The following is a 25,451-nucleotide window of genomic DNA, read 5'->3' as shown; positions in this document are numbered from 1 at the left end:
CTGGCTGGTATCGCTGCTCACTGGCGGTCAGGATCAAGGTTCCACCGTGAAATAACACCGCCAGCTCATCCCAACTGGCATCAAACATCAGGCTGGCATTCATCACCATCCGCGCCACACTGACACCATGCGTTACCAGCAGTTGCCCGGTCGCCAGTACCAGATTGACGATCTGCTGGTGTTCGACCATCACCCCTTTGGGCTGGCCGGTCGAGCCGGAGGTGTAGATCAGGTAGGCCAAGTTGCTTGGGGTCAACGGGCAAACATCCGCATTATGCTCAGTGCCGTGCTCAAACTGTGTTGCGTCCAGCATCAGCGTCGGGATCGCAGGCTCGCCGAGCGCCGCCCGTCCGGCCTGATCCGCCAGTAACACTATCGGCTCGGCATCTTGCAAAATGTAGCGTAATCGTTCAGTGGGATGTACCGGGTCTAACGGCAGATAGGCTCCCCCGGCTTTCAAGATCGCCATTATCGCCACAATCAGTTCGAGACTGCGTTCAGCACAAAGTGCCACGCGCTGTTCCGGCTGCACACCCAGTTTGATCAACTGCTCAGCTAACCGATTGGCACGCTGGTTTAACGCACGGTAAGTCAGCGCCTGCTCACCGTAACGCACAGCGATCGCGTCAGCACAGTGGCTCAGTTGCGCCTCAAATAGCGCTGGCAGTGTCGCGCTCTCTGCACGCACCGGTGTTAACAGTTCAACCTCAGACTCGCTCCAGCAACGTAACTGCTGCTGATCCTGCGCAGTAAGAAAGTTCAGCCGAGCGACCGCCGTTGCCGCTGGGTTGGGCAGTTTTGCCGCAATAAGTAGCTGGCGTAACTGATCGCTGAGGTGTTGCACCTGCGCTAAGGTGATCTGGCTGGCATCATAAACCCAGTAGTAGCGGGCTAAATCGGCATCAAGATGCAGCGTCAAGAGTTGCCCGATCGCCTGCTGCGCCAGTGCATTCGCCGTTGTCGCTGGTTTGGCAAAGGCGAATGCCAGCGGCCACGGGCGCGGTTTCGCCAACCACGCTTCACCGGCCAGTTGCTGCTGCATCACCGTTTCCAATAAACAAGCAGGCAGTTGCTGCCAGTGCTGGCAGCGTTGCTGCACTTGGGCAACAACCGCTTCAAAGCTGCACTCAAGGTCGATGGCGATCTCAAATGGCCATACCGGCGCTAACATCAACGCCGCCAACACAGGATCTGTCAACCCTGCTGCGATAGCGGTATGTGGCTGCGGTTGCCAACCGAGCTGAAAACATGCACCACGATTGTGATGGTCACGCGCCAGATAGATCAGCCAGGCTGCCAGCAGTTCACTGCTACTGACCGCGCTGCCATCTGGCAGCAATTCGCACAGGCGGTAGTCAGGGGTTTGTTGCCACTGTGCGTTTTCTGCCTGATCACTGGCTTGCCGGTGTGAAGAGAGTTGAGCCAACGCCGGTTCGCTGAGGCACTGTTGCCAAAAAGCTTGCTGCTGACACAGTTGCCGACGGCAAGCCGATAGCTGTTCAGCCTGTTGTGCTGAGATCAGCGCTAATTGGCTGCCAACCTGTAATGCGCGACGTTCGGCCAGCAGATCAGCAGTGAGCACATCGCCATGCTGTTCACGCAAACCACGCAGATACACCGCCCCCGATGCGACAGCAACCAGCCAACCGGCCTGATCAATCGCTAACAGTGTGCCCGCTACCGCCTGCGCGGTGCGGTTTTCTCGCCTCTCGAGTTGCTCGACCCATAGCACACCATCGGTCAGCCAGACTCTTGGTTGGGCAAATGCCGGTAGCGTTGGAGCGAGCGCTGCACCGGCATATGCCTGACGCGCCAGCGCATCGGCCGATAACTGCCAGGCCAAAAAGCCGCCAGCACTTGGCTGGCGACGTTGCCAATAGAAACTATCACCTAGCACAGCATCATCATCATCCCGTTGGCAAGCAGCGATAAGTTCAGCAACGGGTTGTTCTGGATGATGACTCAAAAACTGCAGAATCGATTTCAGCCGCTGGCTCAGGCAAGCGAGTTGGGCTGTACTGCACCCGAGTGTGTTGTCATCAAAGATAATCTCGATAGCATCTTCACTGCCGCCCCAAAAAGTGATTTGCAGTTCCAGATCATCCCGGTTGGCACCCAGATGGCTACGTGATTGCGTCCGTGCAAAGCCTTCACCACGATCAAAAACCATCACGTTAATCACTGGGCCAAAACCCGCTGTTTCTCTGTAACCGGATAAGCGCTGCACATCTTCACCACGATAGCATTGATGTTTCAGTACCTTTTTGATCTCTTTTGACAGCGATTGCACCCCTTCAAGCAGGCTGAGGTTTGAAGGCAGATCAACCCGCAGTGGTAATACATTAGAGGTCATACCTAACCCTGCCATTTTTCCGGTTCCTGGCACCGGTATACTGACAGAAAATCTTTCTTTATCAATTAGAAAGCGAATTAGCAACACTGCTGCTGAGAAAAGCATGATCTGTTCTGAGATCCCACAAGCCAGCGCTGCACGCTGGATCACGCCGCGCTGCGTGTCAGTGATGGTGTCCAGATATGTTGACTTGTTGTTGAGCGTGCCGGGCAAAAGCCGACGCCATGTTACCGAATATGACTTCAAGTCATTGAGATACTCTAACCAAAACTTCTTATCTTTTAATTTTCTTGGCGAGTTTTGATAATGCTGGTCTGCCATCGCAATGGCATCAAATGCAAAGTGATTAAATTCATTTTTAATTCTATCAAGCTGAGAAATATTGTTATATATTTTAGCTAATAACTTATCAAACAACGAAAAACTGCGACCATCAATCAGTACATGATGGAACCATGAATTAAAGACAAATTTTTTCTCTCCAACAATATATAACGCAAAGTTATAAAGTGGCGCCTCACTGATAATACTGTTATTTTTTGCCTGCTCTCTGCTTTGCTGCATTCGTTGCTCCGCTTCAATGGCCGGATCATCGAATTGACGTAAATCATAAACTTTTAGTCGATGAGAAATGCGTCGATCGTGAATTTGCCATAATTCATCATTTCGGTAGCAAAAACGCGTTTGCAACAACGGTAAGTGATTAATTAATATATCCACTGCAACAGCTAAACTTTCACTATCCAGCTCACCTTCAATAGTGCGATAAGAGTAGGTTATACAATTTATTTCTGGTGATGTTTTTTCAACCAGAAGCATCTCCTGCTGAGCCCGAGTTGCTATTACAGTAACGAGTTCAGCATTAGATAGCGCTAACTCGTTATATTTCTCAGATGACATATTTCACTCTCCATACATTGATAGCGTCGCGCCTAATTTGATAAAAAATAAAAATTAATCACCAAGTTAAAAGGCGAGAGAAAAATAGCAGAAAGCCACAGCAGGGATGGTTAAAATATAACCATACTAGCTGTACTCTCTCACAGATATTATTAACCACCATTCCTATCAGACATTATTATTGCTGAAATTTTGCACAACTAAGGCGCATAAAAACCATGACGTATACCCAATACGCCAGGATTGCTAACGCCGCCCAGAAGTAAAATGACAAATAAAATAGCCCTGATCGGATAGCATCTTGGCTATTTAACCGGGAAATAAATATGCCAGTTATATCCTTTCTGGTAAACCACAGGTTTAAACCAGAAAGGAATAAGCAATCGCTTTAACTGACGCATCGATAACGCAAGTAGATTATTTTTTATACCACCATTTCTTCTCCATCGATTTTATGAATATGGTTTTGTTGTGCCAATTGTTCAGGCGCAGGTAAAAAACCGGATTGTCGCCAGTAGTGATAATAAATCTCCAATAATTGGTTGATATCGAAATTTTCACTCGCTTCATCAACCAAGACCTTTTCAACAATATCTACTGGTTGATGTAGTGCCTCTGCCTGTAACGACAAATAAAACGCTTTGAACGGATAGAGCGCGTTATCACTGTTGATGTCAGCGACCCAGTCTCGCGACCAGCTTTCTGGGGAAACAAAACGTACCGAATACCCTTGGTGACTCAGGTACTGGAACAGGTGCTGCCAACTGAGTGTGACCAGATAGCCTAAGTTCAGCGCGCGATCGAGGTAGGGTGTGCGGCGGCCAGCCGAGACCACCAGCGCCGCGAGCCGATCAACCGGGCTGATATCCAGGCTGTTCTCGCGCCAGTCCGGCACCACGCCCATCTGTAAGCAGCCTTTCATCACATTCAGTACGTGGTTGTGCTCTACGTTGGAAGCGCCATGTTGGGTTGCGCCGGTAATGTTGCCCATGCGGTAGATTGCGCCATGTAGGCCGCGCGCAAATGCCTGCATCATCAGGTGTTCACAGACCCACTTGGTCTGTACATAGCCATTATTGGCCGAGAGTGTTTCGGCAACGAGCGCTTCACACAAGCGGTTACCTTGCTGTGCTGCCGCTGAAAGGGTGGAGATGTAAAACAGTTGCTTCGCCCTGCCCTGGCAGCACAACGCTAACAACTCCGTGGTGCTCTGCACGTTGCTGTCGCGCAACGTGTGGTAGCTGTGCAGGTGGTTAACCCAGGCGCCACAGTGGTAGATCGCGTCGATCTGCTGTGCCCATTGCTGCCAACACCGTGCCGATACCCCCAAACGTACCGCACTCAGATCACCGGTGATCACCTTCAGCCGCTGCTCATCCAGTGTCAACTGGTAACGCTGTGCCGCTTGCCGTAACCGTTCTAGCCCCTGCTCACCACGCACAACACAGTGAACCGTTGCTTGTGGGTGCTGCTGTTGCAGTTCCGCCAACAAGTAGATGCCGAGGAAGCCAGCAGCACCGGTGAGCAGAATATGCTCAAACGCCACTTCAGACGCGGAGATAAACGACAGCGCGGGCAGGTGTCTATCCTGCGCCATTTGCGCTTCGGCATCCTGCACGGCAAACGCTTTGCCCTGCAAACTGGCAGCCAGCGCCGCCAGGGTGCTGGCGGCAAATACCGTCGCCACCAGTGCCGTTTTCCCTAATCGTTTGCCGATCAAGTCACACATTTTGACCACCAGCAGCGAGTGACCGCCGAGGGCAAAGAAGTTGTCATGGCGACTGATCCGCTCAACCGCCAACAATTCACTCCAGATCGCTGCCAGTTGCTGCTCGATCTCGCCTTCAGGGGCGACGTATTCGCTGCGGGCAAATGCCTGTGCATTCGGCTCCGGCAGGGCGCGTTTGTCCAGCTTGCCATTCGGTGTCAGTGGCAGTTCACTGATCGCGACATAAGCAACCGGTAACATGTAGTCCGGTAACCGCGCGGCCAGATATTCACGCAACTTCATCGGTTCGATGCGTTGCCCCGGCTGGGCGATCAAGTAAGCCACCAGTTGCAGCGCATTCGCTTCACCCTGTGCCACCACCACTGCATCACTGACCGCCGGATGCTGGCTCAGTTGTGCCGCTATCTCACCCAGTTCGATACGGAAGCCACGGATCTTCACCTGTTCATCGTTGCGCCCCAGATAAACCAGTTGCCCGTCGGCGCGCCAGCGTGCCAAATCGCCGCTGCGGTAGAGGCGCGCCCCCGGCTCGGCACTGAATGGATCCGGCAGGAAGCGTTCTGCGGTTAAATCCGCACGCTTAAAGTAGCCGCGTGCCACACCGGCACCGCCAATGTAAATCTCGCCGACCGCACCCGGAGCCACCGGCTGTCGTTCGCTGTCCAGCAGGTAGATCTGCGCATTGGCAAATGTGTTGCCAATCACCGGTTGTGCCGTTCCGTGCGCAGTAATCGCTGCTCGGGTCGCGGCAATGGTGGTTTCAGTCGGGCCATAGAGATTGATGCAGGTGATCTTCGGCATCTGCTGTAGACGCTGCCACAATTCGCTGGAAATGGCTTCACCCCCGATTAACAGCAGGGTGTCACCGACCAGTTGTTGCTCCAGTCCAGCCTGCAATAGCCCTTCCAATTGCGATGGCGTGCAGCAGAAAGCATTGGCTCGGCTTGCCGCCAGGTGCCGGACGCTTTTGTCGGGATCGTACTTATCATGCGGTGCTGTCAGCACCAGTTGACCACCATGAAACAGGACTGCCAGCTCAAACCAACTGGCATCAAACATGATGCTGAAGTTGATTAACTGACATATCGGCTGGCTGAGTGATGCCGACAACATCTCTGCGTTGGCAATCAAAAAGTTACTTATGTTGCGATGTTCAACCATCACGCCTTTCGGTTGCCCGGTTGAGCCGGAGGTGTAGATCAGGTAGGCCAGGTTATCTGGCGTCAGCGTCGGTAGCTGGGGGTTATCCTGGTTGCCGTGAGTAAACAGGGCTGGCTCAAGCATTAGGGTCGGTATGTTGTGCTCGCCTAACACCGCTTTCCCTTCCTGATCCAGTAACAGCAACATCGGTTCTGCATCCTGTAGGATGTAGTGCAAACGCTCGCTCGGGTAGTTTGGGTCAAGTGGAACATAAGCAGCACCGGCTTTTAAGATCGCCAGCAGCGCGATAATCTGTTCGATGCTACGTGCTGCACACAATGCCACTCGCTGTTCCGGTTGTACGCCCTGAGCGATTAATCGGTGCGCCAAGCGGTTCGCGCAGCCATTCAATTGTTGATAACTCAATGTGCGATCACCGCTGCGTAAGGCAACCGCTGTGCTGTGTTTGCTCAGTTGTGCGACAAACAGTGCCGGTAGTGTGGTCGCCGGGGCTGGCGCTTCGCTGCTCTGCCCAAGCGATAACAGGGCGCGACGCTCGTCCGCCGATAGCAGCGTAATCGCCGACAGGCTCTGCGTCGGCGCTGAGATCATTGCTCGCAGTACGCGCTGTAGATAGCTGATGTAACGCGTGATACTGTCCGCGTTAAACAGGGCGCTGGCATAGCCCAGTCGGCCATGGATGATGCCGGCACTGTCTTCGCCAAATCCCAGTTCCAGATCGCATTTCACGCGCTGGTAGTCCACTTCCACTGTTGCGACTTGCAATTGATCGAACTGCGGTAGCGGTTCATGCTGTTGCCAGGTCAGTAACACCTGAAAAATCGGTGTATAACTACGCTGCCGTTCCGGGTTCAACCGTTCGACCACCTGCTCAAACGGTAAATCCTGATGTGCCTGCGCTTGTGTCACCTGTTCACGTACTTGGGTGAGCAGGTGTAGCACATCTTGCTGCCTGTCAGGTTTGATGCGTAGCGCTAGGGTGTTGACAAAAAAGCCGACCACGCCTTCCCATTCACTCTGTGCGCGATTGGCCACTGGGCTGCCGATCACCACTTCTTGCTGCCCGGCTAGCCGTGTCAATACGATTGACCAGGCTGCCAGTAGCAGCATAAACGGTGTTACCTGCTGTTGGCGGCTAAACTGGCGCAGTTGTTCACTGAGTGCCGCATCGAAAGCAAATGCCTGGCGCTCACCTTGATACGACTGCTGTGGTGGGCGTGGGTAATCGGTCGGTAATGTCAGTAGTTCCGGTGCGTCCTGGAGTTGCTGATACCAGTAGTCGGATTGCTGTTTTAACCGTTCACCCGACAGCCACTGCCGCTGCCAGGCGGCGTAATCGGGATAGTCGATACGCGGTCGGCGCAGATTTGCCGTTACCCCCTGGCAATAGGCGTTGTAGAGCTGGCTCAGTTCTTGCCAGATCACCCCAATTGACCAGCCATCGGAGATGATATGGTGCTGTGTCAGCAGTAAATACCACTGCTGTTGCCCCAGTTTAAACAGTTGCGCCCGTACCAGCGGCCCTCGGCTGAGATCAAACGGTTGATGAGCCTGTTGCCGGGTCAATTGCGCTAGGCGCTGTGTCGGGTTGGGCAATGCCGAGAGATCCTGCTGTTGCAGTGGTACGCCACTCTCCTCGCCCAGTAACACCACTTCGGCTTCACCCTGTGAATTGATACTAAAGCTCGAACGCCAAGACTCATAACGCGCATACAGGGTATTGAGGCTAGCGATCAGGGCATCCGGTTGCAGTTCACCACGCAGTGAGAGCAGCGCTGGCATGTTGTAATTGGCCGATGGCCCTTCCATCTGCCATAGGAACCAGAGCCGTTGTTGTGAAAAGGAGAGTGGTAAGTGCTGGTTGCGTGGCAGTCGGGTGATCTCTGGCAACGGTTGCTGTGGCAATTGCGTCAATACGCTGGCCAGTGCCGCGAGGGTGCTGTGACTAAACAGTTGTGTCACGGCCAGTGAGACACCCAAACGCTGCTGCACTCGGCTACAGAGTTTGATCGCCAGCAGCGAGTGGCCGCCGAGGGCAAAGAAGTTGTCATGGCGACTGATCCGCTCAACCGCCAACAATTCACCCCAGATCGCTGCCAGTTGCTGTTCGATCTCGCCTTCAGGGGCGACGTATTCGCTGCGGGCAAATGCCTGTGCATTCGGCTCCGGCAGGGCGTGTTTGTCCAGTTTGCCATTCGGTGTCAGTGGCAGTTCACTGATCGCGACATAAGCAACCGGTAACATGTAGTCCGGTAACCGCGCGGCCAGATGTTGGCGCAGTGTTAATGCGTCGATGGTCTGTCCCGGGTTGGCAATCAGGTAGGCAACCAGTTGTCGGTTATCTGCGGCATCATGCGTTACTACCACGGCTTCGCTGACCGATGGATGCTGGTTCAACTGTGCCGCTATTTCTCCCAGTTCAATGCGGAAGCCACGGATTTTTACCTGTTCGTCGTTACGCCCGACGAACACCAACTGCCCATCGGCTTGCCAGCGCGCCAAATCACCACTGCGGTAGAGGCGTGCGCCGGGTTCGGTGCTAAACCGGTCAGGCAAAAAGCGCTGTGCGGTGAGGTCGGCACGCTTAAAGTAACCGCGTGCAACGCCGCTGCCGCCAATGCAGATTTCGCCAACACTGCCGGGTGGCACCAGTTGCTGTTCATTATCAAGCAGGTAGATACGTGCATTGGCGAATGAACGTCCGATCACCGGTTGGCTGCTGGCGTTAGCTTGCAGTGCGGCGCTGGTCACGGCTACCGTGGTTTCGGTGGGGCCGTAAGCATTCACCGTTTTGATCTGCTTCGCCTGCTGTAAGCGTTGCCATAACTCGGTGGGGAATACTTCACCACCAACAAAGATCAAGAGTGGGTCGGTGATCTGCTCAAGCGCGCCTGCATTGACTAATCCTTCCAGTTGCGACTGTGTGCAACTGAAGTAGTTGGTTCTCTCTGCAATCAGGCGTGCCAGCGTTTTGGCCGGTTGGTATTTCTCTTCAACCGGCGTCAGGGTTAACTCTCCGCCCTGAAACAGCGCTGCAAATTCGCACCAACTGGCATCAAACATGATGCTGAAGTTCAGTAACGCGCGTACCGGCTGGTCAATTGAGGCTGATAACATTTCACTCACTGCCATCACAAAATTGACGATTTGTTGATGTTCAACCATCACGCCTTTCGGCTGGCCGGTCGAGCCGGAGGTGTAGATCAGGTAGGCCAGGTTGCTGGCGCTCAGTGTCGCCACTTGCGGATTGCTCTCTTCACCGCTGGTAAGCAGTGCGTTTTCCAGCGCGAGTGTCGCTACGGTGTGTTCGCCCAGTGCGTTGCGCCCAACCTGATCGGCCAGTAGCAGGCACGGTTCGGCATCCTGCAGGATGTAACCTAAACGCGCACTGGGGTAAAGCGGATCTAATGGCAGGTAGACGCCACCCGCTTTTAAGATCGCCAATAAGCCAACAATCATTGCCACGCTGCGTTGGCAGCAGAGCGCTACCGGCTGTTCAGGGGTGACGCCGAGTGCTATCAGTTGGTGTGCCAAGCGATTTGCCTGTCGGTTTAACTGATCATAGCTTAACTGATGCTGCCCACAGCGTAGCGCTGTTGCGTTAGCGTGCTGGAGCACCTGCGCTTCAAACAGTGCCGGTAACAGCGCTATCTCAGTCGCTGGCGGCGCATGCCCGTGACCAAGTGATAACAGCGTTGTCTGTTGCTGCTCGGAGAGCAGTGTGATGGCGGCAACTCGCTGTTCTGGTTGGCTGACCATGGCGCTGAGCACGCGCTGTAGGTAATCGGCGTAACTGGCGATACGCTGGCGTTCAAACAGTGCACTGGCGTAGGCCAATTGACCCTGTAGGGTGCCATCCGCCTGTTCGGTCAGTTCCAGTTCAAGATCGAACTTGACGCGCTGATAATTGGCCTCGGCGATCTCAAGCTGGAGTTGTTCAAATACTGGCAGCGCTTGGTGTTGCTGCCAGCTCAGTAGTGTTTGGAAGATCGGCGCATAGCTGCGCTGGCGTTGCGGATTTAACCGTTCAACGACTTGTTCGAACGGTAAATCCTGGTGTGCCTGTGCTTCGGTTACCCGTGCACGCACTTGCTGCAACAGTTGTACAACGCTCTGCTCACCGGTTGGTTTGATCCGTAGCGCCAAGGTGTTAGCAAAAAAGCCTACCAGGGGTTCTAACTCGCTGCGTCCACGGTTCGCCACTGGGCTGCCAATCACCACGTCATCCTGCCCGGCTAGGCGTGCCAGTACCAGTGACCAGGCTGCCAGCAGAGTCATAAACGGTGTCACCCCCTGTTGGCGACTGAACTGGCGCAGTTGTGCGCTCAGTTGCGCATCCAAGGTGAATCTGAAGCTGCCGCCAATATGCGATTGTAACGCCGGTCTGGGGTGATCTGTCGGTAGTGTCAGTAACTCGGGCGCACCCTGTAGCTGTTGCTGCCAGTAGTCTGACTGTTGGGTCAGTCGCTCGCCGGATAGCCACTGGCGCTGCCAGGCAGCATAGTCGGGATAGTCGATCGGCAATGCTGGCAGCGTCAGCTTTTGCTGCTGACAGTGTGCATTGTAAAGCTGGCTCAACTCTTGACAGATCACGCCGATCGACCAGCCGTCGGAGATGATGTGGTGCTGGGTCAGCAGCAGATACCACTGCTGGGGTGCCATTTTGACTAGCTGTGCGCGTACCAGTGGCCCACAGCTAAGATCAAACGCTTGTTCAGATTCTGCGTCGGTTAACTGTGCTAGCTGCTGTTGTCGATCCGGGTGCGTTGACAGATCACGGGTGATCACCGGTAAGCCTGGCTCGGCGGGTAATAGCACCAGTTCCGCTTCACCCTGTGGCGACAGCGTGAAGGTTGAACGCCAGGCTTCATGGCGCGCATAGAGCGCGTTCAGGCTGGCGATTAATGCTGCTGGTTTCAGTTGCCCCTGTAGTTTGAGCACCAATGGAATGTTGTAGGTGGCAGACGGCCCTTCCATCTGCCACAGGAACCAGAGCCGCTGTTGGGCAAACGAGAGTGATAAGCGCTGTTGTGCGGTGAGCCGCACGATCGCGGGCAGTGTCTGTTGCGGTAGTGCCGCCACGACGTCTGCCAGTGCGGCTAATGTGCTATGGCTGAACAGTTGTGTCACTGTCAGTGCGACGCCAAGCCGCTGCTGAACCCGGCTACACAGTTTGATTGCCAATAGTGAGTGCCCACCGAGGGCAAAGAAATCATCGTGGCGGCTCACGCGTTCAACAGCCAGCAGTTCACACCAGATCGCTGCCAGGTGTTGTTCTATCTCCCGCTGCGGGGCGGCATATTCTGCGTGTGCGAATGCTTGTGCAGTCGGTGCAGGGAGCGCTTTCAAATCGACTTTGCCGTTCGGGTTGAGCGGCAATGCGGCGAGTGGGATGATCGCGCTCGGGATCATGTAACCTGGCAAGCGCGCTCGCAGTGTTGCCAGTAGCGATTGCCGATCAAACTGTGCCAGTTCATCCACCAGCAGCCAGGCACAGAGCTGGCTGACGCCTCTGCTGTCGTGGATCATCTGTACCACACACTGCCGGATGCCTGGGTAATGCAGCAGCACGCTGCGGATCTCATCCAGTTCAATACGGAAGCCACGCAGTTTCACCTGATTATCACAACGGCCAAGGTAGAGGAGGCTACCATCGGCTTGCCAGCGCCCCAGATCGCCGGTGCGATAGAGACGCTCTGTCGGGTTAAACGGTGAACGGATAAATTTCTCTGCGTTCAGTTCGCTCCGGTTGAGGTAACCGTTTGCTACCCCATCGCCACCAATGTAAATCTCTCCGCGACAACCGTGCGGCACCAGCTGTTGATGCTGATCCAGCAGGTAGATCTGGGCATTGCCGACCGGTTTACCAATCGGTAGTGATCCCAGATCTGGCGCTAACTGTTCAACAATGTGTGCGGTTGCCAGTACCGTGGTCTCGGTCGGGCCGTAGCAGTTGATCAATTTGCCTGGCCCCAGGTAGCGTAGCGCCTGTTCGATGTGCTTCAACGAGGCCGCTTCTCCCCCAAACAGGATCTGCCTGACCGCTTGCAGACGGGGTAACTGCTGTTCAACCAGTAGGTTGAACAGTGAGGTAGTCAGGAAGAAGCTGGTGACGCCACGCTGTTCAATCAGTTGTGCCAGTCGTTGCAGATCGAGCACTTCGCTGCGCTGCGGTACGATGAGTTGGCTACCATTGAGCAGTGCGCCAAACAGGTCAAATACGCAGCCGTCGAAGGCGTAGTTAGCGGCCAGCAGACAGATATCATCTTCGGTTAAGGCAAGGTAGTTGGTGTTACAGACCGTGCGGATAATGCTGTTGTGGCGGATCATCACCCCTTTGGCAACTCCGGTGGTGCCAGAGGTGTACATCACGTAAGCCAATTGCTGGCTGGTTACCGTGACAGCAGGTTCCGAGGCCGGTTGATGGCTAATAGCAAGCTGATCAATCAGCAGTAACTTGGCCGAGGATGCCGGCAATGCGGCTAATGCGCTGTGGCTTAATAACCAGTTAGCCGCACAGTCGTCAATGATCTGGCGGGTGCGCTGTTCCGGGTTGCCGAGATCAAGCGGTACGTAGGCGGCACCGGTTTTTAATACCGCCAGGATAGCCACTACCATCTCCAGTGAGCTTTCAAAGCGCAGTGCCACGCACTGGTTGGCACCGATGCCACGTGCCAGTAATGCATGGGCCAGTTGATTGACGCGGCGGTTTAGCTGCGCGTAGCTGAGTGATTGCTGTTGATCGCGAATGGCGATCGCGTCCGGGCGACGCGCGGCTTGTTGCGCAAACAGAGCGCCGATCGATAACGGCGGGTAGGCAATCTGTGTCTGGTTGTAGTGCATGACCAGTTGCCGATACTCTTGCTGGCTGAGTAAGTGGGTGGCCGAGGGTTGCTCAGTCGGCCGATTAACCATTGCGCTCAATACCCGCTGTAAATAGGCCAGGTGCCGTGTGATGCTTTCGGCGCTGAACAGCGCGCTGGCGTAGGCCATTTGCCCACAGATGATGCCCTGTGGGTTCTCGGTCAGTGTCAGTTCCAGATCGAACTTCACCCGCTGGTAGAGGTTGTCTTCAATCGTTACCGTCAGCCGATCTAACGGCAGTGATAACTGCTGTGCTTGCCAGCTCAGTAAGACCTGAAACAGGGGGGCATAGCTGCGCTGACGAACCGGGTTTAACCGTTCTACCACTTGTTCAAACGGTAAGTCCTGGTGTGCTTGTGCTTGGCTGACCTGTTCGCGCACTTGGCGCAACAGTTGCGCCACATCCTGGCTGCGTTCCGGCTGGAGGCGTAGCGCTAGGGTGTTGGCGAAAAAGCCAATCACCCCTTCCAGTTCGCTGCGTCCCCGGTTGGCGACTGGGCTACCGATCACCACCTCATCCTGTCCGGCTAACCGTGTCAATACCACCGACCAGGCCGCCAGCAGGGTGATAAATAGTGTTACGCCCTGTTGACGGCTCAACTGCCGTAGCTGTTCGCTGAGTGTCGCATCAAGCGCAAATGGCAGTCGGCTTCCCTGATAGCTCTGTTCCGTTGGCCGTGGGTAGTCCGTCGGTAGGGTTAATCGTTCCGGCGCACCTTGCAGTTGTTGATACCAGTAGTCGGATTGCTGTTTTAACCGTTCACCCGACAGCCACTGCCGCTGCCAGGCGGCGTAGTCGGGGTAGTCGATCTGCCGTAGCGGTAGTGATACCGTCTGGCGCTGGCAGTAGCCGTTGTAGAGTTGTGTCAATTCCTGGCAGATCACCCCCAGTGACCAGCCATCAGAGATGATGTGGTGCTGGGTTAACAGCAGTGCCGACTGCTGTTCAGCCAGTTTCACTAACGCTGCTCGTACCAGTGGCCCTTGGCTGAGGTCAAACGGTTGGTGTGCCTGTTGATCACTGAGTTGTGCCAATTGCTGTTCTGCATTCGCTGAGGCCGACAGATCGTGCTCGATCAGTGGTAAACCCGACTCGGGCGCTAACAGCACCACTTCGCCTTCCCCTTGCTGATTCAGGACGAAGGTCGAGCGCCAGGCGTCATAGCGCGCGTAAAGCGTATTGAGGCTGGCAATCAGTGCGTCACGCTGTAGTTCACCATGCAGCATGACGAGCGCCGGTATGTTGTAGGTGGCTGATGGCCCTTCCATCTGCCACAAGAACCAGAGTCGCTGTTGGGCAAATGATAACGGTAACGGCTGTGTGCGTGGCAGGCGGGCGATCGCTGGCAGTCGTTGTGCCGGCAGGGTCGCCAGCACGCCAGCCAGCGCCGCGAGCGTGCTGTGGCTAAATAGCTGCGTTACCGACAGCGAGAGGCCGAAACGCTGCTGCACTCGGCTACAGAGTCGAACCGCCAGCAGGGAGTGGCCACCAAGGGCAAAGAAATTGTCGTGACGACTGACCCGTTCGATCTCCAGCAGTTCACACCACAGTGCTGCTAGGTTACGCTCTATTTCGCCTTGCGGTGCCACATATTCAGCACGTGCGAATGCCTGTTGGGTTGGCTCTGGCAGTGCGCGTTTATCCAGTTTGCCATTCGAGGTTAGCGGCAGTGTGCTGATCGGCACGTAGGCGATCGGTAGCATGTAAGCCGGTAGCCGCTGTGCCAGGTGTTGACGCAGTGCTATCGGTTCGATGTGCTGTCGGTTATCGGCAATGACGTAAGCCACGAGTTGTAAGGCGTGTCGCTCGCCGCGTGCCACCACCACCGCTTCGCTGACTGCCGGGTGTAGCTTCAGTTGTGATGCAATCTCGCCCGGTTCTACCCGGAAGCCACGGATCTTCACCTGTTGGTCGTTGCGACCGAGGTAGAGCAGTTGGCCGTCACCTTGCCAGCGCGCTAAGTCGCCAGTACGGTAGAGGCGTGCGCTAGGCTGGTCACTGAATGGATCGGGTAAAAAACGCTGCGCGGTTAACTCTGCCTGTTTGAAGTAGCCGCGTGCGACGCCGCTGCCGCCAATGTAGATTTCACCGATACTGCCGGCCGGTACTGGCTGCTGTTCACTGTCCAGCAGGTAGATCGCCGTCTGATTCATCGGTTGGCCAATCGGTACAATTCGTTGATTGGTTGTGAGTTGCTGTGCGCTCCAGAGTGTCGCGTAGACGCCAGTTTCGGTTGGGCCATAGGCGTTGATGACCTGTAATCCGCGCTCACCCGCAGTGCATAGGCGTAACGTTTCAGCTTCAGCCTCTTCACCCACCAGCACGATGCGCTGTAAACAAGGGAGTGTGACCAGGCGATCGCTCTGCTGTAGCATGGTTTTTAACGCCGAGGTGGTGACGCACAGTACCGTGATCTGTTGCTCGGCAACAAACTGATCAAACTCAGCCAGGCGTGTCAACGCTTCGTTCGGCACAATGCAGAGTGTGCTGCCATGTGACAGTGGCGCCCAGATTTCCCATACTGAGGCATCAAAATTGTAGGAGTGGAACAGTGCCCAGGTATCGGTTGATGAGAAGTTAAAGCCTGGTTGATCTGCGCTGAACAGGCGTGTGACGTTGCGGTGCTCAATCATGACCCCTTTCGGCTGTCCGGTGGAGCCGGAGGTGTAGATCAGGTAGGCCAGGTTGTCCGGGGTTAACGTCGCTAGTTCAGGATCATCCGCTCTGCCGCTGGTAAAGAGCGCCGCCTCTAGCTGGAGTGTCGGTGTGGTGTGTTGCCCTAATACCGCGCTTCCTGCTTGGTCGACCAGTAGCAGGCAGGGTTCAGCATCCTGCAAAATGTAGCGTAACCGTTCACTCGGGTAGGCCGGATCCAACGGTACATAAGCACCACCGGCTTTTAAGATCGCCAGCATGGCGATCATCAACTCGATGCTGCGCGCTACGCAGAGCGCCACCCGTTGTTCGGGTTGTACTCCATGCGCAATCAGACGGTGGGCTAAGCGGTTAGCACGCTGGTTTAATTCGCGATAGCTGAGCGTTTGGTCACCATAACGTAGTGCGATAGCCTCCGCATGGTCGGTCAGTTGGGCGCGAAACAGCGCTGGCAGCGTGGTCGCTTCGGTGCTCGCTGCTGTTGGGTGCTCTCCCCACGCTTGTAGCTGCCGTTGCTCTTCCGGTGCAAGAAAAGGCAACTTGCCGACCGGACATGGCGCGGCATCCGGCTGTTTTGCCGCCGTGAGCAGTCGCAGTAGGTGAGAGCTCAGGCGTGCGATTTGCTGTGCGCTGATTTGCTGCGCATCATAAACCCAGTAGAAATCGGCTGAGCAGGGATCAATATGCAGTGTCAGCTGCTCACCGACCGCCTGCTGTGCCAGTTCAATGGTTGATTCGGTTGGCTCGGCAAATACTATCGCCAGTGGCCAAGGGCGCGGTTTAGCCAACCAATGCTGTCCCAAGCGGATATGTAAGTGCACCGTTTCAACTAAACAGCGCGGGAGTGATCGCCAATTTTGATAGCTTTCGGTGAGCTGAGCCACGATCTGTGCAAAGCTGTGGCTGAGATCTATTTCAATATCAAATGGGCATAATGCAGTAAATAATCTCTCAACACTGTCATCACCCATGTTGGCGTGATTTGTCTGCTGCCAGCCGAGCTGAAAACGTTCGCCACGATTGCTGTGATCTCGGGCCAAATAGATCATCCACGCGGCCAGCAACTCAAACGCGTTGACCGTGCTTTGATCCGCATCGCGCTCAACGCGGTAGCTGGTGGTTTTTTGCCACTGCGCTTGTGTGTTGATGTCTTGGTTGGTCTGAGCAGAGAGCTGCGCTAACTGCGGGGCGGTGAAATAACGTTTCCAGCCGTTTTGCTGTTTGAGTGCGCGCTGGCGGCCAGCGGATAATTGTTGTGCTTGTGTGGACGAGATCAACGGTAGCTGGCTGCCGATCTGTAGCGCACTCTGTGTGGCTAACGCCGGTGCTGACAACGGGTTACCTTTCTCATCCTGTAAGCCGGTGAGATAAACCGCTCCCTGTCCCACTGCCACCAGCCAGCCTGACGCTTCAATCGCCAACAGGGTGCCCGCTAATGCTTGCGGCTGTGGTGAGACTCTGCACTCGAGTTGTGTGATCAAAATGACACGATCGGCCAATAACATACGCGGTGGAGCAAACGTGAGTGCCGCGCTACTCAATTCGCTGCTGTGGGCAACTTGTCGTGCCAATATCTCTGCCGATAACTGCCACTGTAAGAAACCGGCTGCTGGCTGTTGACGACGCTGAAAATAGAGGCTGTGCTGCAAAATCTGATCATCGTCAAGTTGGCAATCGGCGATCAATTCCGCCACGGTTTTTTCTGGATGTTGGCTGAGGAAGCGCAGTATCGACTGCAATTTATTGCTGAGCTGAGCAAGGTGTTCCGTTGAGTGCCCGGGCGTCACATCTTCAAACAGCAGATCAATGCCCTCTTCTCGCCCTGAACCCCAGAAGGTCATTTGCAGCTCCAGCCCCTCTTTGTTAGCAGCAAAACGGCTCACCGAGCGACACTGTGCAAAACCTTCACCACGGTCAAAAATCATCACGTTGATGATCGGGCCAAAACCGGCGGTTGCCCTGGTTTCAGACAGTTGTAACACATCTTCAACACGGTAGCGTTGGTGTCTAACAACGGTTTTGACCTCTTTTGATAGTGCCTGAAGTGCTTGGCTAAGACTGAGTGTCTCCGGAAGATGAATACGCAGTGGCAACACGTTAGAGGTCATGCCCAAGCTGACTAATTTGCCGGTGCCGGGCACCGGTATACTGACAGAGAAGCAGGGTTGATCAATCAGCGCTCGGATTAATAACACCGCACTGGACAGAAAGAGTATCTGCTCCGATACACCGCACGCTAAACTCAATGCCTGGATCTGTTGCCGTTGTGAAAAAGGGATCGAGTCTGAATATCGGTAGGTTTTGCATTTATCAATCGTAGATAAACCAGTCCATGTAAATGCATCATATTTTAAATCATCAATGTAATTACGCCAAAATAGCTCATCCTTTAATTTTGCACTCGATTGCTGATACTGATAGTCGGCATTTGCCGTTGCATCAAATGTAATACCTTTGAAATGACTTTCAATTTTATCCAACTGAAAGGCGTTGTTATAGATTTTGGTTAATAGTTGTTCCAACAAGGCAAAACTACGCCCATCAATTAAGACGTGGTTACCCCACATACTTAATATAAACTTTTTATTATCAATAATATATAAAGTGAAATTATATAAGGCACCGTCACTGGTCACTGCTGTTTCTTTTGCCTCAGCAACAGATTGCTGCATGTTACGATGTGCTGTAGCCAATGGTTCAGCGTCTTGGCGCAGATCACAAATTACTAATGCGTGGCAGAGGCTGTGATCGTAAATTTGCCATAGTTTCCCTTCCTGCACCGCAAAGCGGGTTTGTAATAACGGAAGTTTGCTGATCAGTATGTCAACGCTGGTTGTTAAACGTTGCAGATCAAGATCACCTTCAATCTCCTGATAAGCATGGAGCACTCTATTTAATTCTGGAATATTTTTCTCAACCAAAAGCATTCTTTGTTGAGCCCGGGTTGCCATTACAGCAGACAAATGACCAGCGAATACTTTTTGACATTCCTCAATAATCACATCATTTCTCCAAAAAATTAATCAAACCCTGCAAAAGATTCATAACTCCCCGGATAAAAATGAAAGCGTGCTTTAAAAATAAATTATCCACTCCAGCAGTCATTGAGCGCGCTAAATACGGCGCTGCCCTCGCTGTTTTATCAATAAATGATAAACGCACGCCACTACCCAAATAAAGTATAAACATGTTGGGCAGTAACAGCGTGGGGGATTATTTCATAATGGCATATGCATAATTTTTTTATTAAAAAACGTAATAATACAACACAAACAACCACCTTAAGTAGTCAATAAATTCATTACGTTAGCTCACAGGAGGGAGCCATCCCTACCATATCTACCTCTGATAAAATAAGGAAAAGCAGGCCAGTTGCTCATATTAAAAATACACTCTCAAGCAGTCTTTCATGATTTTTATGTCAGCGCTTTCTTGGTGATATATTAAGATATCTGCCACTGTACATTGCATCTAAAAAATAGCCCTAACAATACCTTGCAACAATGAATTAACCGTGATAGTGATAAAGAAAAATTTATCTTTCTTGGTATTCGGAAGAGTATCAATAGATTTCAGACAGAGATCACCGGGTCAGCATCGCATAATATCATTAAGTCTATCTAAACATTTTATGAAGATTACGTGAAGGAATAACCGGATGGTCAAAGAAAGAATATCGAAAGAACGAATATTGATAGTGGAAAATGATATTAACAGCGTCAATATCATCAAAGAGCACCTAAAGCGCAATAATTTTCAAATACATATTGAACATGATGGTGTTGCCGGCATTGCCGCTCATGCCCACTGGAGACCAGACTTGGTATTGCTGGACATCACACTGCCAAAGTTAAGCGGTAATGATGTGCTTGCCGCCATTCGTCAGCACTCAAGAACACCAGTCATCATGCTGACAGCCGTCAATAATGATACCCAGCGGATTAATTCATTGCTGTATGGTGCCGATGACTATGTGGTGAAGCCCTATAACCCCAGTGAAGTGATCGCCCGTATTCATGCAGTGTTGCGCCGCTGCCAGCAAAGTGCATTATCAAGTACCCATCATCTGCGCTACGGCAAATTAGTGTTGGATCTGAATGCCGCTTGTGCATTTATTGCCAATAGTGCGGAAAGTGACAGTAAATTGACCGAGCTGGATCTGACACGTACCGAATTTCAACTGTTGTCACTGTTTATGACATCACCATGCACCATGTTTACCCGCAGTAAGTTACTCGACATCTGCCAGCCAGAAAGTGATGCAATGGAGCGGGTTGTTGATGTACACATCTATAATTTAAGGAAAAAACTGAAATCCGTCGGCATTAATAATATGTTGGTGACCGTGCGAGGACAGGGTTATCGGTTAGGAAATCCGAAATAAGCAGTTCAATCAATACGCTGTGATAGCGTTTTTTTGTTGTTAGCACCGAGCAATCTGTGGTGGTTAGTTGCGCCTTGACACCTCACCTTACGGCGAGATGTCAAGGGATGCGGCAGGTTAGGTTAACAAATTAGAAGTGGAATTTGACCGCTAATTGCGCCGCTGTATCACTGTAGCCAGCACTCCCCATCTGTTGGGTGATGTGGCCGGAAAGTTCCCACTGGCGATTGACCTGTCCGTTAACGCCTAACTTCACTTCAGCAATATTGCTGGCACCATCCTGAGCCAAGCTGACACCATCCATGACGCTGGCAAATGATTTGCTGTTGTGCAGCCAGTTCGCTTCAACAAAAGGTTGGAAGGCGCGTGTGTTGTCCTTATCGCGCACACTGTACCCATTCAGGAAGGTTTTCACCCCTAAACGGGTTTGCAGGTTGCCGTCACCTTCAGCACTGACACGGGTGCCATTGGTTTCAACGTGGCTATCCGCTTTCACCGCCTGCCAGGTGAACTGTGCTTGTGGCTGAATAAACCAGGCAACACTTTGTGCGCTGTTTTCTGCCAGTTTGACGCTATAACCGCCCTCAATCGCTGCGGTGACACCTTTCGATTTGTAGTTCTCTTCCGTTAGGCCATCGCCACTCACGCTATTGTCAAAGCGGTTGTACTGCGCCCAACTGTCAAGATACCAACCGCTTTGATCAGCCGCTGGAGCATACCAGGTGACGTAAACACCGACACCGTAACCATCCACTTTGCCATCAGCACGGTAGTTGGTCAGGGTTGAGTTGCTGCTGCTGTTGCTGTTGGCATAACCGGCCATGAGCCCCAAGTTAACCTGGCCAACACCTTGCTGTTCCCACTGCATGATATTGCCACCCAGTTGTACCAGGTAACGATTTGCCTGAGTGTGCAATTGGCCACTCTCATCACGTGAACGGTTATGCCCGCCTTCTGTGCGTAACCACATACTGTTGTGACGAGTTGCACCACTGCGTTGATCCAAGTATCGGGTTTCACCTAACCGATCTTGCAGTCGACTATTCAGCAGCGTGTTAGCCACCGCTAGGTTGCTGGCATAAGCGGCAGCTTCGGGTCGCTGGAGTTGGGGAGACGCAGCATCCGCTGCATATTGTTGACGGACCCGTTCGCGTAGCTGGGCCACTTTTTCCTGCAACGCGGTTACCGTTTCATCACTGCTGTCATCGGGACGCGGCGCATTTGCCTGATCGGCGTCAGCAGCAGCCAGAGCCTGCCGTTCAGCTTCGCTCAATGAGCTGAACACCTTATCCAGCTGTTGTCGAGCCAGATAATCTTTCAACAGGCTACTGAGGTACCAGTTGTTTGCCAGTGCGCCGGCACCACGTACCAGTGAATAGTCATAAGCACCCGCAGCAATCCGGTTAGCTTGTACAAACTCTCCTTCAGATTTACCGCGCACAGTGATCAACTCAATACCGTTGAGTGTGTAAGCGCCGCGACCACCAAGATTCGAGACGCTGACAAACGAGGTGCCACTGCTGTCACCATTAATCACCAGTTTATCTGTCAGTGAGTCATCAGCACCAAGCACGGTATCAAATTCAATCAGCCCCTGATCGCCATGATAGTTGCCATTGATCACCGTGACGTCACCCGCTACTCCATTCCCCATGCTGAGTACGCCTTCGTTGTACAACTTCGCTAGATTGAACGTTGTCTTCACCGCTGAGGCGTTGGCTGCGCTGTTGAACATCGCTGCCATGATGATCCCGCTATTCATGACGGTATTTTTGTCATCGGCAGATAAACCAAAGGTATTATTACTGCCGGCATTGTACCAAACACCTGATTCACCATTAATCAACCCGTTACGCTGCGCTTTCAGAGTCACACCACCAACTAATAGACCTTCATTAACAGTGAGGCTGACTGATCCCGTGGTGTTGATGGCTGTTGCTGAAGAGCGTCCCGATTTGTGGCTAATAAAACCGTGATTCTCGATCAGGATATCTTGGTCGCTGGTGATATTAATCGCCCCGGCTCCCCCCTCGACTTCACTCCCCTTATTGACTGTGACAATGACAGAACCATCACCGTTATGTTGTGCATTGATACCATAACCAACCCCGGCGGTGAGCTTACCATTGGTGACCAGGTTAAGCTCACCGGTACCGTTATTCTGCGCGAGGATCGCGTCAGTTGCCGCATCAACATCTTTTACATCAATCGATAATTTGCCCCCCTCATTACGGGCATAAATTCCACGCCCAGCGAGACTAGAAATCGACTGATTGTTGCGGATAGCGAGCTCTCCACTCCCGTTGTTTTCAGCAGCGATACCATCCCGCAAACCGAACACCGAACCGGTGGATTGGATGGTTAAGTCGGCTGCGCTGTCACCATTAACAGCTCGAATAGCGACACCCTCTGCACTGACAATCAAACCGCTGGTCATGATCGTGGTGGAGCCCGTTCCGTTGTTTTCGCTATCAATAGCATCCCCTCTAGCGAAAACGTCATTAAGCTGTAGCGTTATATCGGTACCGCTGTTTTTGGCATAGATACCATTTTCCCCTTCAGCGTTGACCAATCCGCTAGAGGAGATGGAAAGCACGCCGCTGCCTTCATTGAACGCCAGGATCCCGAATCCCTCAGAATAGACATTCTCGGTTTGTAATCTGAGATCACTACCGGAATTGACCGCAATAATAGCGACTTCAGCGCTTGTCACTTCACCGATTGTGGTTATCGACAACACGCCGCTACCTGTATTAACAGCGGATATGTCGCCAGTCACATTGGCAGCATTGATAGTCAGGTCAGTGCCGGCATTACGAGCCTCGATCGCTTTACCAGTGAGACTGGTTACATTTCCACTGCTGGTAATAGAAAGCGCACCACTGCCTTGGTTTTCAGCAAGAATCCCCTGCTCTTTTGATTTAACATCAACCACTTGAATAGTAACATCTGTACCTGCACTGTGCTGCTTAGCATGGATGCCATACATCTCTTTACCTTCCACCAAGCCGCTAGAGGTGATCACTGTGGCTCCAGTGCCTTGGTTATTGGTATCAATACCACTCGATTGACCAATAGCACGATTAACCTGCACCGTGACATCAGTACCGCTATTGTCAACAAGCACAGCTTCTTCATGTGTACTTAGCAGTTCACCACTCGCAGTAAGTGTCAATGAACCACTGCCATTATTGATCAGTAATAGTGCAGTGCTCTCTGCATAGGCATCAGCCAGATTTGCCAGTAGATCTCGACCAGCGTTATAAGCCATCACCCCAACACCAGCGTAGCTCGCGAGCCTATCACTGACATTGATAGTCAGATCACCACTTCCGAGGTTACGTGCTTGTATAGCCGTATTTTCAGCATCAAGTACAGTAATATCGATGCTCAAATCAGTGCCTCTATTCAAGGCAATAATCCCTTGCCCCGTTATTGCACTAATATATTTACTGCTAGAGATCGTTAAGGCACCGGTACCATGGTTTTCAGCCGAAATGGCATTCTCATCACCGGCCACCTTAGAGACATCAATAGTAAGATCAGTGCCTTGTTCACTGTTATGGGCGTAAATTGCCCCCATTCCGCCAAGAATTGCACCATTGCTAGTGATCGATAGCACACCACCACCGTGGTTTTTTATAAAGGCCCCATAATCATTCGAGAAAATCAGAGATTCATTATCATCAAAAAATCTTACCCCTTTATCCCCTGTCAAGGTCAAGCCATTACCTGAGTCAGCAAACACGCCAAAACCTGCACCGGTTGTGACATCGAGTGCTTCACCACTCAACTCAATCGACTGGTCCAGCTCACTGAAGCAGTGATAACTTGCTGGCGTAACCGTACCAGCTTCACAGAGTTCAGCTTGTGCAAAACCCGTCAATCCAGTTAAAATAACCCCACTTAACAATAAATTAAATTTAATTCGATTACGATTTAAAACCTGATTATTCCGTTTTGACATTACGTTGTGTCTCCTAACGGGAATGTAAAGCAAACCACTGCCTTAGAACGACACCACCGCTGCAACTGCTCGGTCAGTTGCAACGGTGGTGTCGTTGGCAGAATACATGCCACACTGGTTGTCACTGATGGCAATATTTAGCGTAATTTATGATTGGCAATAAATACAAATAAACAATAATGTTTTCTTATATTTTTTAGGGATAAAGAAAGCCTTCAATCATTAAATTGTTTAATAAAATAAATAATAGGTTATATAGTAGACAATAATTGATCGCTATGTGATCAATTCTATTTTTCAGGGTGCCTGTAAAAATAAAAATGACCTAGCAGAAAGCACTGTTCAGGTAAATTAATCAGCGGGGGATAACGATCACCTGAATCTAACAGCCAGCACACGCTGTATGAAAGTAGGGTGAGAAAACCAGTTTCTTTGCATGCCATTGCGTGATTTAATCCGGAAGCAGTGATTAAGCTATCGTCTCGATTAGGCTTTTTAGCCGTTGCGGTATCGACCATCACTCACCGTGATCAGAACCACTAAAACCAAGCCATTTACGCGCACAATCAACACGAGCAACGCGAGATTCAGGGAATGTGAACATGAGCACTCAACCCAGTGGATTGCAATTTACCCTCAGCGCCGGTGGCCAACCGGCTGGCACCTTCGCGGTGGTCGATTTCACCCTGCACGAACACTATTCTTCACTGTTTGAACTGGAGCTTAACCTCGCCAGCCGCAACCCGGCGGTTGATTTTGATGCGGTGCTCGATCGCGGCGCCAAACTCTCGGTGTGGCGCGACGGCGTGCTACAACGCGCGGTTTCCGGCATCGTCACCTGCTTTCAACAGGGCGACAGCGGCTTCCAGCAAACCCGCTACCGCATGTCCGTGCGCCCCAGCCTGTGGCGCCTGGGATTACGCCGCAACTCACGCATCTTCCAGCTTGAAACCATCGAACAGATCATCAGCAAACTGCTGCGTGAAGCGCAAATCGTCGACTACGCCTTCGGCCTGCGCCACCCGCACCCAGCACGCGAATTCTGCGTGCAGTACCAAGAGAGTGACCTCGCGTTTATCCAGCGCCTAACCGCCGAAGAGGGCATCTTCTACTATTTTGAGTTCAACCAAGGCCGCCATACCGTAGTGTTTGCCGATGACTGCGGCATCATCCGGAAAAAAACCAGCCTGCCCTACAACCCGAACGTCGCCGCGCAAGCCAACGAGTTGTGCGTCAACCGCTTCATTTGCAGCGCGCAAGTGCGCCCGGCAGAGGTGCAACTGAAGGATCACACCTTCAAAAACCCGCGCTGGGATGCGACATTCAGCCAACAAGCCAGTGGCGAAATCGCTCAACGTCGTAGTTACCAACAGTTTGATTTTCCTGGTCGCTTCAAAGATCAGCAGCACGGCAAAGATTTCACCCGCTACCGGCTGG

The 25,451-nt window shown here is 52.6% G+C and carries 4 protein-coding genes and 1 pseudogene; 2 read left to right on the top strand and 3 right to left on the bottom strand.

All coding sequences use genetic code 11. The features are described 5' to 3' along the window. Positions 1-3,253 (bottom strand): AMP-binding protein (locus EOJ37_RS12285; protein ID WP_155522500.1); only part of this gene is annotated, 3,253 nt, incomplete at its 3' end. A 424-nt stretch (positions 3,254-3,677) separates the two neighbouring features. Further along, the gene (locus EOJ37_RS12280; protein WP_276318281.1) at positions 3,678-18,614 is read right to left on the bottom strand and encodes a non-ribosomal peptide synthetase; all 14,937 of its coding nucleotides are present in this window, start codon (positions 18,612-18,614) and stop codon (positions 3,678-3,680) included. 707 nt (positions 18,615-19,321) lie between these two features. Here EOJ37_RS12280 and EOJ37_RS12275 point away from each other — a divergent pair. After that, on the top strand, positions 19,322-20,047 hold the full coding sequence (locus tag EOJ37_RS12275) for a response regulator transcription factor (RefSeq protein ID WP_240651713.1): 726 nt from the start codon (positions 19,322-19,324) through the stop codon (positions 20,045-20,047). Positions 20,048-20,177: 130 nt separating this feature from the next. Here the strand turns inward: EOJ37_RS12275 and EOJ37_RS12270 are convergent, their stop codons facing one another. Then, the gene (locus EOJ37_RS12270) at positions 20,178-24,014 is read right to left on the bottom strand and encodes an autotransporter outer membrane beta-barrel domain-containing protein (RefSeq protein ID WP_127960200.1); all 3,837 of its coding nucleotides are present in this window, start codon (positions 24,012-24,014) and stop codon (positions 20,178-20,180) included. Positions 24,015-24,625: 611 nt separating this feature from the next. Here EOJ37_RS12270 and tssI point away from each other — a divergent pair. Further along, positions 24,626-25,451: pseudogene (tssI, locus tag EOJ37_RS12265) on the top strand (type VI secretion system tip protein TssI/VgrG); the annotation flags it as partial.

Source organism: Serratia microhaemolytica (genome assembly GCF_004011885.1).
Classification (GTDB): domain Bacteria; phylum Pseudomonadota; class Gammaproteobacteria; order Enterobacterales; family Enterobacteriaceae; genus Serratia_G; species Serratia_G microhaemolytica.
Note: the sequence above shows the minus strand (reverse complement) of the source record. Positions and strands in the feature narration are given on the sequence as shown.